Origin of the sequence: Shimia sp. NS0008-38b (assembly GCF_040370365.1) — a bacterium.
In the GTDB taxonomy this organism is placed as follows: domain Bacteria; phylum Pseudomonadota; class Alphaproteobacteria; order Rhodobacterales; family Rhodobacteraceae; genus Shimia.
Genome location: NZ_BAABWQ010000004.1, coordinates 208,943 through 221,689 on the forward strand (window position 1 = coordinate 208,943; position 12,747 = coordinate 221,689).

A 12,747-nucleotide genomic window follows, 5' to 3' on the forward strand; every position below is an offset into this window, starting at 1 on the left:
TGCCAAAAAAATCAATGGTAGCGCTCACATTTTTGATTCTCTTCTTTGATTCTCTTTAATTTTTCCGTAACGAATCATACATGCGCTCCTTTCTAATCCGCCTGCGTCTATCGTATGGCCAGAAGCTGTTCCTTCTGGCGACACTGCCTTTGTTGCTGGCGGTGGCTGCAATTTCCGTTCTGGTGGCAAACCAATCCAGACAATTGGCTGATCGCGAAATCCGAGCCCTCGAAGCACAATTGATCGAGGCAAAGAAGGCAGAACTCAAAAACTATATCTCAATTGCGCGCACGGCCTTCGTGAACATCTACGGGCGCGCAGCACCAGATGACAGTGACGCCAAACTCGCCGTCACTCAAATTCTGTCGTCGATGCTCTATGGCCAAGACGGGTATTTCTTTGTTTTTGACTATGAAGGCAACAACTTGGTCAGCCCGCGCCAAACCAATCTGATCGGAAAGAACTGGCGCGGTCTGACAGATTTGAACGGCACTGAAATCACGGACCCTTTGATCCAGATCGCCCGTACCGGCGGTGGGTATCACAGCTTTGACTGGCCCAAACCCAGCACGCTGGAAACCGCACGAATGGTCACTTACGTGATCGGATTGCAAGATTGGAAATGGGCCGTCGGCACCGGCATCTTCATTGACGATGTGCTCGAAAGCGTGGCCGCGGCCCGTGCCGAAGTCGAAGCCCGCGTTCAACGCACATCGTTCTACATAATGGTCATCACCGTCACGGCGCTCCTTTTGGTGTTTGTGTCCGGCTTTGTCATCACCGTGCGCGAGCGCAGGCTCGCTGATGCGAAGCTCAAGGCGCTGACCCAAAGAGTCTTTGACGCTCAAGAAGAAGAACGCGGGCGTGTGGCGCGCGAACTGCATGATGGGATTTCACAGCTGATGGTCGGGGTCCGCTATGCGCTCGACATCGCAAGCCGTCGGCTGAAGACAGGTGATGATCGCGGCCTGGACTCCTTGGACAAAGGCATCAACAGTCTGTCCAGCGCCATTCAAGAGGTCCGCCGCATCTCGCGCGACCTTCGCCCCGGTGTGTTGGACGATCTGGGCCTGGGCCCTGCACTCAAGGCCCTGACAGATGACTTCTCAACCCGCACCGGAATACATGTGGATTTCCAAACAGTTGTTTTCCGAAATCGCCTCGATCAGGACGCCAAGATCGCACTGTACCGCATCGCGCAGGAGGCTTTGACCAACATAGAGCGGCATGCTGGCGCCACGGAGGTCTCGATGGATGTACGTGGGCACAAAAATGGGGCGACGCTGCGCATTGCCGACAACGGAAGCGGCCTGCCTCAAGAACGCAATGCAGAACCCAAAGGTGGGCTTGGGTTGCGCAACATGCAAGAACGCGTAGAGCAGCTTGATGGTACGTTCCGGATTTTCTCGTCTCGCTCTGGCACGGTGATTGTGGCAGAAGTCCCGCTAAGCCACATCCTGACGCCACAAAACGACGGCACCGAGAACAACAAAAAGGCCAGCGCATGATCGACCCAACCCCCGATCACCTCACGGACACTGCTGTGAAAGTCATGATCGTGGATGATCATCCCATGGTCGCCGAAGGCATCGAGTCCATATTGGAAAGTTACGACGACATCACCGTGGTCGGCACATTGAGCAATGGCCGGGAAGCCATTGATAAGTTATCCGATTTATCACCAGACGTCGTTCTGATGGATCTCAACATGCCGGAAATCGGGGGGCTGACAGCCACCGAGATGTTATTGGAACGAGATGCAGCTCTTCGCGTGCTGATCCTCTCCATGCATGACAGTCCGGAATACATCTCAACAGCCCTCAGCCACGGCGCTATGGGGTATATTCTCAAAGATGTCCCGACAGAGGAAATCAAAACAGCGATCGACGCGGTGATGCGGGGCGAGCGCTATCTCTGCACTGGAGCGCAGGGGTCGCTGGAGCCGGTGGGCGGATCAGACCGGGAACCTCTGACCAGCCGAGAACAAACTGTGTTGCTGCAACTGGCACAGGGCAAATCCAACAAAGATGTGGCCAATACGCTCAATATTTCTGTGCGCACCGTGGAAACCCATCGTAAAAACATCAAACGAAAGCTTGGCATTTCCTCGACTGCGGGCCTCACACGTTATGCGATGGAACATGGGGTCTTACAGGGCACCGGCGCAGGTCTATAACTCCGGCGGTGGCACCCCGCCCTGTTTGAGACACAACACAGCTTTGCCTGTCTAATGCTGCGCGTGGTCAACGTGCTGGGGCTCTGGGGTCGCTGAAAATATCTTTAGATCTGCGTCCCAATTAGGCGGCCACGGCTTCTCCAAATAAGACCAAGGTGCAATCTTCGTCTTTGACGTGGAACTCGCGCTGGCCATAGTCCTGAACAAACGGCGCACGCACACGTCCTTTTGGCAAGGTCTTCAAACCCGGCTGTAAACGCGCATACAGCGCATCCAACCCCGATACATCAATGTAAAATGAGGTCTCTTTGCCTGCGGCTTCCAACCCTGTCCCAGCCGCAACCTCGATCAACCGGATCGCAGCATTGCCCAAGCGCATGAACGCGTAGTTGTCCGCGTGAAACCCCAGTTCAAAACCGAGCATATCCCTGTAGAATGCAATTTGACGCGCCAAATTGCTGCAAGGGACGAACGGTGTGATCTGAATCACTTGAAATTGGCTCACTATTTTTCCTCAAATTTCATTTTGCCGACGCTGAGCGCAACATTCGCAAAGAATTTCAACCCAAAAGGTCGCTTTTCGCCATTTTTCTCGGTTGACGCCGCGCCGCAGCGCCCATAAGGTCCGTTTCGAACACAAAGTAGACCCCACTTGAGGACAAATACGATGCCAAGGCTAGTCGTCATTGTCGGAAATAGGCGCATGGGCCGGTAACGGACACCATAACGGTACCCCATGCGCCCCCGCCAAACAGCGGGGGCTTTTTTGTGGCAAGAAAGTACGTCGTCGGTAACGGAGAGAATGATGACACGTCAAATGACCGGAGCAAAAATGGTGGTGCAGGCCCTGAAGGATCAGGGTGTGGACACAGTCTTTGGCTACCCCGGAGGCGCCGTCCTACCGATTTACGACGAGATTTTTCAGCAAAATGACATTCGTCACATTCTGGTGCGCCACGAGCAAGGCGCGGTGCACGCCGCCGAAGGCTATGCCCGTTCCACCGGCAAGGTTGGCGTGGCGCTGGTAACATCGGGCCCCGGCGCGACCAACGCGGTGACCGGGCTGACAGATGCGCTGTTGGACTCGATCCCAATTTTGGTTCTGACCGGCCAAGTGCCAACCTTCATGATCGGCTCTGACGCCTTTCAGGAAGCAGATACAGTGGGCATCACCCGCCCCTGCACCAAGCACAACTGGCTGGCCAAAGACACGGACACTCTGGCGGAAACCCTGCATCAGGCATTCCACGTGGCCCAATCCGGACGTCCCGGCCCTGTTTTGGTGGATATCCCCAAAGACGTGCAGTTTGCCAACGGCACCTACACGGCGCCTGAGAAGTCCGACACAAGCATCTATGCGCCGCAGACCAAAGGCGACATCACCGCAATCAATGAGCTGGTTGAAGCGATGGAAAAGGCTGAGCGTCCGGTGTTTTACACCGGCGGCGGCGTGATCAATTCTGGCCCCAAAGCCAGCGCGCTGTTGCGTGAGTTGGTCGAGGCCACCGGCATTCCGATCACTTCCACCTTGATGGGCCTTGGCGCCTATCCAGCGTCTGGCGAACAGTGGTTGGGCATGTTGGGCATGCACGGACTGTACGAAGCCAACATGGCGATGCACGACTGTGATCTGATGATCAACATTGGCGCACGGTTTGATGACCGCATCACCGGTTTGATCTCCGCATTCTCGCCCGACTCGATCAAAGCGCATATCGACATCGACCCCTCCTCGATCAACAAAGTGATCAAGGCCGACATTCCGATTGTGGGTGACGTGGAAAGCGTGTTGACCGACGTCCTGAAAGTTTGGAAAGCCCGTGGCCGCAATGTGAACCGCGACGCCATTGCCAACTGGCAAAGCCAGATCAGCGACTGGCGCAAGGTGGAATGCCTGAAATACGTTCAGGAAGGCAAAACCATCAAGCCGCAATATGCGTTGGCACGCCTTGAGGCACTGACCAAAGACCATGATCGCTATATCACCACCGAAGTGGGTCAGCACCAGATGTGGGCGGCGCAATACTTGGGCTTTGAAGATCCCAACCGTTGGATGACCTCCGGCGGGCTGGGCACCATGGGTTACGGCTTCCCAGCTTCCATCGGTGTGCAGATGGCGCACAAAGACAGCCTTGTGATCAACGTGGCTGGCGAAGCCTCTTGGCTGATGAACATGCAGGAGATGGGCACCGCGGTGCAATTCCGCCTGCCTGTGAAACAGTTCATTCTGAACAACGAGCGCCTCGGCATGGTGCGCCAGTGGCAGGAGCTGCTGCACGGTGAACGCTACAGCCACAGCTGGTCCGAGGCCCTGCCCGACTTTGTGAAACTCGCTGAAGCCTTTGGCGCCAAAGGCATTTTGTGCTCTGATCCCGATGATCTGGACGATGCGATCATGGAAATGATCAATCACGACGGTCCGGTGATCTTCGACTGTCTGGTAGAGAAACACGAGAACTGCTTCCCGATGATCCCATCGGGCAAACCGCACAACGAAATGCTTCTGGGTGAAGCCAGCACCCAAGGCGCCATCGAAGCCGGCGGCGCGGTGATGGTGTGACAATGACAAACGATGCGAAAAAATTTCAACAGGCCATGCTCTCAATTTACGAAGAAGGCAAAGCGGCGACTGGTTATAATGCGACCCGATTTTTAGCCATGGTAAGAGAGCAAGGTGGAGTTGAGACCGCCAAGTCACTTTTGGCGGGCAACCCAAGCGCTGTTTCGGAAGGGTTTGCCAACCTGGCCCTCCACTCTCGGTTAGATTTGTCGGTCGAAGCTCTCGTTCCAAAAGATGAGTGGCGTCACCTGTTCACCGCCTCCGAACTCTCCGTCGCAAAGCGGCGCCTAGCAAGCAAAGGCAAATAAATGTCTGCTCTAAAAATCAAAAAAGGCTCCACGAGCCACTCTGCCTACAACCTACGCCCGACCTTTTCGGACGAAATCGAAACCCACACTCTGGCCGTCCTGGTGGACAACGAACCGGGTGTTCTGGCGCGCGTGATCGGCCTCTTTTCTGGCCGAGGCTACAACATCGAAAGCCTGACCGTGGCTGAGGTCGATCACACCGGCCATTTGTCCCGCATCACTGTTGTGACCACCGGCACGCCACAAGTTATCGAACAAATCAAAGCGCAATTGGGCAGGATCGTCCCGGTGCACGCCGTGCACGACCTGACTGTCGAGGGCGCCTCCGTTGAGCGAGAGCTCGCACTCTTCAAAGTATCAGGCACAGGTGACAAACGTGTTGAGGCCCTGCGTCTGGCGGATATCTTCCGCGCCAATGCCGTGGACAGCACGTTGGAGAGCTTTGTCTTTGAACTGACCGGCGCGCCTGAAAAAATCGACGCCTTTGCCGAGCTTATGCGCCCGTTGGGCCTTGTCGAAGTGGCACGTACAGGTGTGGCTGCGCTGTCGCGTGGTTCGGAGTAAATCGACAGCTCTCATATGCGATGCACAAAAATACAAAACGGGAGGTCATTTGACCTCCCGTTTTTGATGATGCCACTCTTTCGAAGCGCCGTTCGTGTCCATCTACAGACGGTTGACTGCTCTTAGATCATCCTGGCGCCAATGGTCGGGTTTCTCCCCACTCTTTTCTGTCAGGAAACCGCACAACATTTCCATGCTGTCTGTCCCGCGATTTTGACAGATTGGTCGCGCCTTCGCCTTCGGCCTTTAAGCGTCGTACCAATTCTTCAGCTGCAGCAACCACCACCCGTTTAGGGTTGAGCGCTACACGCCGCTCACCGTTGTCACTCACATCAAACAAGAGCATATCCCCCGCCTCAAATACCGCTACTTCGGCACTCTCGTCAGGCTTCCTGCCCACCAACACCTCTTCAATCCCGTCATAATACGCGAGGTCTTGGTGGTCTTCACACCAAATTACGGCTTTGCGGCGCTTTGGATCACTCCAAAGTACCACCCCATACATCTTTTTCTCCTTAGGTCCCGATTTATCCCGTACACATACAAACTGATTTAATTCCCGACTCAAACTGTCACAAAATCTGGGCGCGCAGTACACCTCTATCCGCCACGAATATCGACTGAAATTGTGTCTAAAGAGAACGTTCTTGACGCGAAAAAGCATCACAACGACACAACTTAGCGTCGAAATGTGATATATTGAAAAGAATCACAAAAACTGTAGGTGCACCACCACACATGTGCAAAAAATTAGGTACAACTTGAAATCCACCGCCCATCAGCACGCAAATTCACGAGCAGAACTTCGGAAAGTCTTTGGCCGAAATTTGCGGATATTGACCAAGCCCTACCGGTCGGTTTCGGCGTTGTGCCGCGATCTGGGTATCAACCGCACCCAGTTCAATCGCTACCTTGCAGGAGAAAGCTTCCCGCGACCAGACATCTTGGCCCAAATATGCACCTTCTTTGGGGTCGACGCGCGCATTTTGCTGGAACCAATCGAAACAGCCACCAGGCCTCCAGGTGTTTTTAGCCATCCCTATTTGCAAGACTACCTTGGCCTGAATCTGCAAACCATTCCAGAAGAGGTGTTCCCCACTGGTTTTTATCGGTTCTCGCGCGAAAGCTATGTAGAGACAGACCTGATTGTCCTTGGCATAATCTACGTGTTCCGCCGCGATAACTTCGTTTTTGTGCGAGGCTATGAGGCGCGCAATGCGATGCGCAAACAAGGTTTGCCGTTGCAAAGCAGCAAGCGTGAATTCCGTGGTGTGGTGACGCCACAAGATGATGGCGTGGCTTTCAACGTGGCCCACCGCAACAATGCCGCCACCACTTTCAACTACCTTTGCCGCGTGGCGACCTATCAAAACAGCTACTGGGTTGGCTACACAGCCCGGCCCTGCCGGGAAACCGTGTCGGGCCGCCGGGTCACACGGCTGGTGTATGAGCACTTGGACATGCCGTTCGCCGACATCATGAAAGCGGCGCGCGCCACTGGTTATACCGAGCGGCAAAATCTGCCCCCCTTTCACGAACGCTATCTGCGTCTGCAAACCCCGTTTGTCTGAACACGAGGCTTAGCCCTTCCATGCTGGGTGCCAACTCAAGGCACGTAACCAACTGCCCCTGCGAAATCCCGTTGTGGGATCAATACATGGAGGCTTTGTAGTCTGTTTCGAGACCTGCCTCCAACTCCGCCATCTCAGCAGGATTCTCTGGCGCGCCTGTACTTTGATCCAAGATCATTTTCATCAGAGACGGCATCTCCTTGCGGTTCTGACGCGCCTCAGGATCCCACAGACTTGCGCGGCGGAACGCCTTGGCACAGTGCAGGAATACTTCATTGACGCTCACCACGATAGCAACACGCGGCACGCGTCCCTGCACGGACATCATATTCAAAATGTCCGGGTCTTGCGTGATTTGAGCTGTCCCGTTCACCCGCAGCGTCTCATCAAACCCCGGCACCATAAACAACAAGCCCACGGTTGGATTGGCGAGTATATTGGCAAGCGTATCCAACCGATTGTTGCCCGGCCGGTCTGGGATCAGCAGCGTCTTAGTGTTCAGCACTTTCACAAACCCAGCCGGATCGCCACGTGGGCTCACATCCGCCTGTGCGGGACCGGCCTGTGTGCCGATACACAAAAAAGGCGCGCGGCTCACAAAGCTCGACGCATGTTCATCCAGATGATCCAAACACTTCTTGATCGCCAAGTCATGCGTTGCGGGAAACAAGCCGCGCAACGTGGCTTCGTCCCCTATAAGATGCTCTGGTTTCAAACGCACCTCACTCATACCGCGCGTCCTTTTTCTTTGATCAGCGCATACAAGTGCCAACTCCCATGTCCCAGCACCGGCAACACAACCAGCAGACCCAAAAATCCGGGGATCAACGCAACAAACGTCAGTCCTGAAATCAATGCAGCCCACAGCATCATCACCACAAAATGGCGCTGCACATACTGAAAGCTGGTGATCATAGCTGTGACGAAATCCACCTCACGATCAAGCAATAGCGGAAGAGACAACACGGTGATCATGTACAACAGAAGCGCAAACAAGAAGCCAACAACCGACCCAACCGCCAGCATCGTCATCCCGTTGACCGTTAAATAGACCTCAAACGAGCTGGACACGTTGGTCATTGTCGACAGCCCCAAAAACAAGGCAAAGATCATATGGGCCAGAAAGAACCAGAATAGAAAAACAATGATGATCACCGCACAGATTGAGGGCAGTTGTCGTTTGCTCTGTCGCAACACAACACCGGCGATGGTTGGCCAGCTCATTCCCTGTTTCTGCTCTAGCCGGTGGGACACCTCATACAGACCAACGGCCGCAAACGGCCCAATCAACGGAAATCCTATCGCGGCAAATGTCAGCCAATAACTTTGCCCGCTGGCAACGGTCAGCCAAACCATGGCCCACCCACCCAGAACGTAGAACACGGCAAACCCAATCCCATAAATGGGTTTGCTCACAAAATCCCTGAGGCCGCGCCGCAGTGCCGCCCCCAACATGGCAACCGTGACATCCCCTAAAGGCGGCACCCCATGTTCTAAGCCAATGTCCTTGCCCTCCGACGCGACGGCCTGCGCCACCTTCTCGGTCATAGCTGCCTCCTCCTCTTCGTCTCATCGTGGATCAAAGCCGCATAGGCCGCGCAAATCAACCGCTAGAGGCAGGCAATCATGATTGCGGATGGGATCTCTCTGCGATGACAAACGGATAAGTCGCCCGAATAGGGCTGTGGTTGGGGCTGCAAATCAGGCCAAGGCCGGATGGCTCTGCGGCCAATGCGTGGCCATGTGATACGCCTGCGCCACCTCCAAGACCTTGCGGTCAGCCCCCTTGGGACCAATGATCTGCAATCCCATCGGCACCCCGTCATCATTGAACCCAACCGGCACGCTAATCGCAGGCAATCCCAAGAGGCTGGCAGGCACCATCACTTGCATCCAGCGATGATAGGTGTCCATTTGCACCCCGCCGATGGATTTGGGCCAATCCCAATCAGCGGGAAACGGGAAACATTGCGCCACCGGCAAGGTCACAACGTCATAGCTCTCAAACATCTGCGCGGCCGCCGCATACCAGGCGGAGCGCACACGTGTGGCGGCGTGCAACTCCATCGCCAGCATGTCGATCCCGCGTTGCACCTCCCACTGCGCCTCTGGCTTCAACCGCCCGCGGCTTCCTGCGTTCAGATAAAGCGGCGCCAACTCACCCGCCAAAACAAAAGCCCGCAGATCGCTCCAGCTCTGAAACATCGCCTCCGCGTCAAACGGCGGCGCAACATCGCTGATCTGTGCCCCCAGCTCGCGCATGACAACCAGTCCGTTCTCACACAGGGGCAAAACGCCCGCCTCCATTGGCATCGCGCCGCCCCAGTCCCTGAGCCAGCCAATGCGCCATCCCGCGATATCACAGCGCTCAGGTATGTCCCAATCCTGAGGCGCCATGTTAAACGGCACCCCCGGCTCGGGCTGTGCCATCACCGCCAGCAACGCCGCACAATCGCGCGGGCTGCGTGCCATCGGCCCAATTGTGGAGAGCTGGTGCCAGAAGCTCTCAGCCCCGACCTCACGCGGCACAACGCCCCAGCTGGGACGAAACCCATAAACGTTGTTCCAGCCGGCCGGATTGCGCAGAGAGCCCATCATGTCGCTGCCGTCTGCCAAGGCCACCAAGCCCAACGCAAGCGCCGCCCCAGCACCACCGGAGCTGCCTCCTGCTGTGCGCCCCTCGAGATACGGGTTGCGCGTCAGGCCATGCACCGGATTGTAACTGTGACTGCCCAAGCCAAACTCCGGCACATTGGTCTTGCCGATGAAAATCGCCCCCGCAGCACGCAGCCGCGCCACAAACGCACTGTCTTTTTCCGAAATCCGATCAGCATAAAGTGGGCTGCCTTCGGTGTTGCGACGGCCTTTGACGTTGGACAGCGCTTTTATCGCCATTGGCAAACCATGCAGCGCCCCGCGTGCCCCATAGGGCACCGCATCCGCTTCGCGCGCCTGTGCCATCAACGCCTCCGCATCGCACAGATCCACAATGGCATTTACGGCCCCGTTGCGCTCATCCACACGAGCCAACGTCGCCGCCATCACCGCCTCCGCTGTCAACCGCCCCTCTCTTAGGGCCGACACCAACACCGTTGCATCCCAATCCAAGAATTCCGCCAAAACACCCTCCCCGCAATCAATCCCGCGGCTCAATGGCAGCACGTTCCGGCCCGCAACACAAGGTCGCCAAAACAACAAAACGGCGCTCAACGGCGCCGCTTTTCTTTCTGGCCTCAAGGTACGTTGGAAATGTCACCATCCCACGAAGATGGGGTGCCTTCGCAACGCAGCCGCGTTTACTCGTCAGCCTGCGCGTCTGCCCGGCTCATCCCCGCAACATCCATCGCCAAGGTCGCGCCCATGAACCCGTCCAGATCACCGTCCAGCACCCCTTTGGTATCGCTGGTCTCAAAGCTCGTGCGCAGATCTTTCACCATCTGATAGGGCTGCAACACATAGGATCGGATCTGGTTGCCCCAGCCCGCGTCACCGGCACTTTCATGCACCTCATTGACCAGCGCAGAGCGCTTATCAAGCTCGATCTGATACAGCCGCGATTTCAAGGCCTTCATGGCGATGTCGCGGTTTTGGTGCTGCGATTTCTCAGAGCTGGTGACCACAATCCCTGTGGGGTGGTGGGTGATGCGCACAGCCGAGTCCGTGGTGTTCACGTGCTGACCACCCGCGCCAGAGGACCGGTAGGTGTCGACACGGATGTCTGCCGGGTTCACCTCAATTTCAATATTGTCGTCCACCACTGGGTAGACCTTGACCGACGTGAACGACGTGTGGCGTTTGGCGGCGCTGTCAAATGGCGAAATGCGCACCAAGCGATGCACGCCGCTCTCTGATTTCAACCAGCCATAGGCGTTGTGACCGGAAATCTTATACGCCGCCGATTTGATGCCCGCCTCTTCGCCCGCAGACTCTGATTGCAGCTCAACTTTGTAGCCCTTTTTCTCCGCCCAACGCACATACATGCGCGCCAACATGCTGGCCCAATCGCAGCTTTCTGTGCCACCCGCGCCCGAGTTGATCTCAAGGAAAGTGTCATTGCCATCCGCTTCACCGTCTAGCAGCGCTTCAAGCTCTTTCTCAGCGGCCTTTGCCGCCAAGGTCTTAAGCGCGGCTTCCGCCTCGGCCACCACCTCTTCATCCTCTTCCATTTCGCCCAATTCAATGAGCTCCATGTTGTCAGACAGATCTGTGGCAATCGCCTCCACCGTTTCCATAGCGTCCACCAGATTTTGACGCTCCCGCATCAACTTCTGCGCCGCCGCCGCATCGTCCCACAGATTGGGATCTTCCACGCGTGCGTTGAATTCCTCCAACCGATAAGGCGCGGTTTCCCAATCCAGGCGCTGGCGCAACAGGGTCAGGGATTTTTCGATCTCTGTAACAGTGTTCTGAGCTTCTGCGCGCATGGGGTCTTAGCCTTCTCGTGGGGTCAGGTCAGGGTGATAGCGCAGCCCCGCGACAGGGGCAAGTCGCCACGCTCTCGCCAATGCCAACGCCCCCGCCTATGGCGGGGACAACTGAATGAGCAATGATCCAATCATGGTACTCACAGCAGGCTTGCCAAGGCGTAGTACAGCGGCATGCCCAGTGTCAGATTGAACGGAAAGGTCACCCCCAGCGCCAGCGACAGATAAATGCCCGACTTTGCTTGTGGCAGCGCCAAGCGCATCGCTGCAGGGACCGCGATATAGGACGCCGATGCGCTCAGCACCATCATCAAGAACGTGCCGCCCACCGACAAGCCGACCAACGTGCCCGCCAACAGGCCAAACAGGCTGCCAACAACCGGCATCACACACCCAAACACCAACACCCCACAAGACATATCCTTGCGGTTCTCACTCAGGCTTTTGCCTGCCGACAGCCCCATATCCAGAAGGAAAAGCGCAAGAACCCCCGTGAAAGGCACCACAATAAAGGGATGCAGATCATTGAGCCCGCTTTCGCCCGTGGCCGCGCCAATGGCAAACGAGCCCACCAAAAGCACAATCGATCCGTTGCCAAGGATATGGCGCATCAAGCCGCTGCCCGCGACCACGGCACCGCTCTTGCGCGCCGCCAACCAAAGTGCGGACATAATGGCGGGCACCTCCATCACGGCTGCCACAGCCACCAAGTACCCTTCGGAGGTGATCCCGCGCGCCTCAAGCAAGCTGACCGCGGTGACAAAGGTCACGATCGAGATTGACCCATAATGCCCCGCCACCGCAGCCGCATTTAGCCCATCCAACCGCGTCATCGCCCGCAGCAACCCATAAGCCACAAAGGGCAACACAAACGACAAGACCACGCCAGCCGCCAATGCCGCAACCAGCTGGCCGTCCACACCACTTTTGGCCACCGCAGCACCACCTTTGAAACCAATCGCAAGCAAGAGGTAAATCGACATGATCTTCGCCGCCCCCTCCGGGATCGACAGATCACTGCGGGCAAAGGCGGCCACAAGTCCAAGAATGAAGAACAGGATTGTGGGCGCGAGAAGATTGCCCGCGAGCGCCGCGATTGAGAGATCCATATTGAGTCCTTTGGAAAATGCGCCCCTCGGTAAGG

At 56.4% G+C, this 12,747-nt stretch carries 13 protein-coding genes; 6 read left to right on the forward strand and 7 right to left on the reverse strand.

Annotation, left to right across the window (positions count from 1 at the left end; translation table 11 throughout):
- Positions 1 to 80 precede the first annotated feature (80 nt).
- Together ABWV47_RS17750 and ABWV47_RS17755 are read left to right on the forward strand one after the other, a co-directional pair.
- Positions 81 to 1,508, forward strand: a complete 1,428-nt coding sequence (locus ABWV47_RS17750) for a cache domain-containing protein (protein ID WP_353314318.1) — start codon at positions 81 to 83, stop codon at positions 1,506 to 1,508.
- Positions 1,505 to 2,176, forward strand: a complete 672-nt coding sequence (locus tag ABWV47_RS17755; RefSeq protein ID WP_353314320.1) for a response regulator transcription factor — start codon at positions 1,505 to 1,507, stop codon at positions 2,174 to 2,176. Before ABWV47_RS17750 ends, ABWV47_RS17755 begins: the two co-directional genes overlap by 4 nt.
- Positions 2,177 to 2,297: 121 nt before the next feature.
- On the opposite strand, the gene ABWV47_RS17760 is transcribed toward ABWV47_RS17755, so the two are convergent.
- Entirely contained in the window at positions 2,298 to 2,681 is a 384-nt protein-coding gene (locus ABWV47_RS17760) for a bleomycin resistance protein (RefSeq protein WP_353314322.1), read from the reverse strand.
- A gap of 300 nt (positions 2,682 to 2,981) precedes the next feature.
- On the opposite strand from ABWV47_RS17760, the gene ABWV47_RS17765 reads away from it, so the two are divergent.
- From ABWV47_RS17765 to ilvN, 3 genes are read left to right on the forward strand one after another with little or no spacing between them, the layout of a single operon-like run.
- Positions 2,982 to 4,736 (forward strand): acetolactate synthase 3 large subunit, encoded by a 1,755-nt coding sequence (locus tag ABWV47_RS17765; RefSeq protein ID WP_353314324.1) that lies wholly within the window; start codon positions 2,982 to 2,984, stop codon positions 4,734 to 4,736.
- Positions 4,737 to 4,738: 2 nt separating this feature from the next.
- A complete protein-coding gene (locus tag ABWV47_RS17770) occupies positions 4,739 to 5,044 on the forward strand; it encodes a hypothetical protein (RefSeq protein WP_353314326.1) in 306 nt (101 codons plus the stop codon).
- Positions 5,045 to 5,608, forward strand: a complete 564-nt coding sequence (gene ilvN, locus ABWV47_RS17775) for an acetolactate synthase small subunit (protein WP_353314328.1) — start codon at positions 5,045 to 5,047, stop codon at positions 5,606 to 5,608.
- A gap of 127 nt (positions 5,609 to 5,735) precedes the next feature.
- On the opposite strand, the gene ABWV47_RS17780 is transcribed toward ilvN, so the two are convergent.
- The gene (locus tag ABWV47_RS17780; RefSeq protein ID WP_353314330.1) at positions 5,736 to 6,113 is read right to left on the reverse strand and encodes a hypothetical protein; all 378 of its coding nucleotides are present in this window, start codon (positions 6,111 to 6,113) and stop codon (positions 5,736 to 5,738) included.
- Positions 6,114 to 6,444: 331 nt separating this feature from the next.
- Here ABWV47_RS17780 and ABWV47_RS17785 point away from each other — a divergent pair, with 331 nt between their 5' ends.
- Complete coding sequence (locus ABWV47_RS17785; protein ID WP_353314332.1) at positions 6,445 to 7,179, forward strand: helix-turn-helix domain-containing protein; 735 nt, start codon at positions 6,445 to 6,447, stop codon at positions 7,177 to 7,179.
- Between the two features lie 79 nt (positions 7,180 to 7,258).
- On the opposite strand, the gene ABWV47_RS17790 is transcribed toward ABWV47_RS17785, so the two are convergent.
- The 5 genes from ABWV47_RS17790 to ABWV47_RS17810 all read right to left on the reverse strand — a co-directional run bounded on the left by ABWV47_RS17790 (position 7,259) and on the right by ABWV47_RS17810 (position 12,712).
- Complete coding sequence (locus tag ABWV47_RS17790; protein ID WP_353314334.1) at positions 7,259 to 7,909, reverse strand: pyridoxamine 5'-phosphate oxidase family protein; 651 nt, start codon at positions 7,907 to 7,909, stop codon at positions 7,259 to 7,261.
- Positions 7,906 to 8,727, reverse strand: coding sequence for a DUF2189 domain-containing protein (locus tag ABWV47_RS17795; protein ID WP_502959721.1), 822 nt, complete (start codon positions 8,725 to 8,727; stop codon positions 7,906 to 7,908). Before ABWV47_RS17795 ends, ABWV47_RS17790 begins: the two co-directional genes overlap by 4 nt.
- A 153-nt stretch (positions 8,728 to 8,880) precedes the next feature.
- Positions 8,881 to 10,299: an amidase gene (locus tag ABWV47_RS17800; RefSeq protein WP_353314336.1), complete on the reverse strand. Its 1,419-nt coding sequence runs from the start codon at positions 10,297 to 10,299 to the stop codon at positions 8,881 to 8,883.
- 176 nt (positions 10,300 to 10,475) lie between these two features.
- Positions 10,476 to 11,603 carry a peptide chain release factor 2 gene (prfB, locus tag ABWV47_RS17805; RefSeq protein ID WP_353314338.1) on the reverse strand — a complete coding sequence of 376 codons (1,128 nt, stop codon included), beginning with the start codon at positions 11,601 to 11,603 and terminating at the stop codon, positions 10,476 to 10,478.
- A 140-nt stretch (positions 11,604 to 11,743) separates the two neighbouring features.
- A complete protein-coding gene (locus ABWV47_RS17810; RefSeq protein WP_353314340.1) occupies positions 11,744 to 12,712 on the reverse strand; it encodes a sodium-dependent bicarbonate transport family permease in 969 nt (322 codons plus the stop codon).
- Positions 12,713 to 12,747 lie beyond the last annotated feature (35 nt).

Bases quoted from the DNA above. Each gene is read 5' to 3' on its own strand.
- ABWV47_RS17770 (WP_353314326.1), top strand. From the start codon at position 4,739: ATGACAAACGATGCGAAAAAATTTCAACAGGCCATGCTCTCAATTTAC.
- prfB (WP_353314338.1), bottom strand. From the start codon at position 11,603: ATGCGCGCAGAAGCTCAGAACACTGTTACAGAGATCGAAAAATCCCTG.
- ABWV47_RS17810 (WP_353314340.1), bottom strand. From the start codon at position 12,712: ATGGATCTCTCAATCGCGGCGCTCGCGGGCAATCTTCTCGCGCCCACA.
- ABWV47_RS17780 (WP_353314330.1), bottom strand. From the start codon at position 6,113: ATGTATGGGGTGGTACTTTGGAGTGATCCAAAGCGCCGCAAAGCCGTA.
- ABWV47_RS17765 (WP_353314324.1), top strand. From the start codon at position 2,982: ATGACACGTCAAATGACCGGAGCAAAAATGGTGGTGCAGGCCCTGAAG.
- ilvN (WP_353314328.1), top strand. From the start codon at position 5,045: ATGTCTGCTCTAAAAATCAAAAAAGGCTCCACGAGCCACTCTGCCTAC.
- ABWV47_RS17790 (WP_353314334.1), bottom strand. From the start codon at position 7,909: ATGAGTGAGGTGCGTTTGAAACCAGAGCATCTTATAGGGGACGAAGCC.
- ABWV47_RS17755 (WP_353314320.1), top strand. From the start codon at position 1,505: ATGATCGACCCAACCCCCGATCACCTCACGGACACTGCTGTGAAAGTC.
- ABWV47_RS17795 (WP_502959721.1), bottom strand. From the start codon at position 8,727: ATGACCGAGAAGGTGGCGCAGGCCGTCGCGTCGGAGGGCAAGGACATT.
- ABWV47_RS17750 (WP_353314318.1), top strand. From the start codon at position 81: ATGCGCTCCTTTCTAATCCGCCTGCGTCTATCGTATGGCCAGAAGCTG.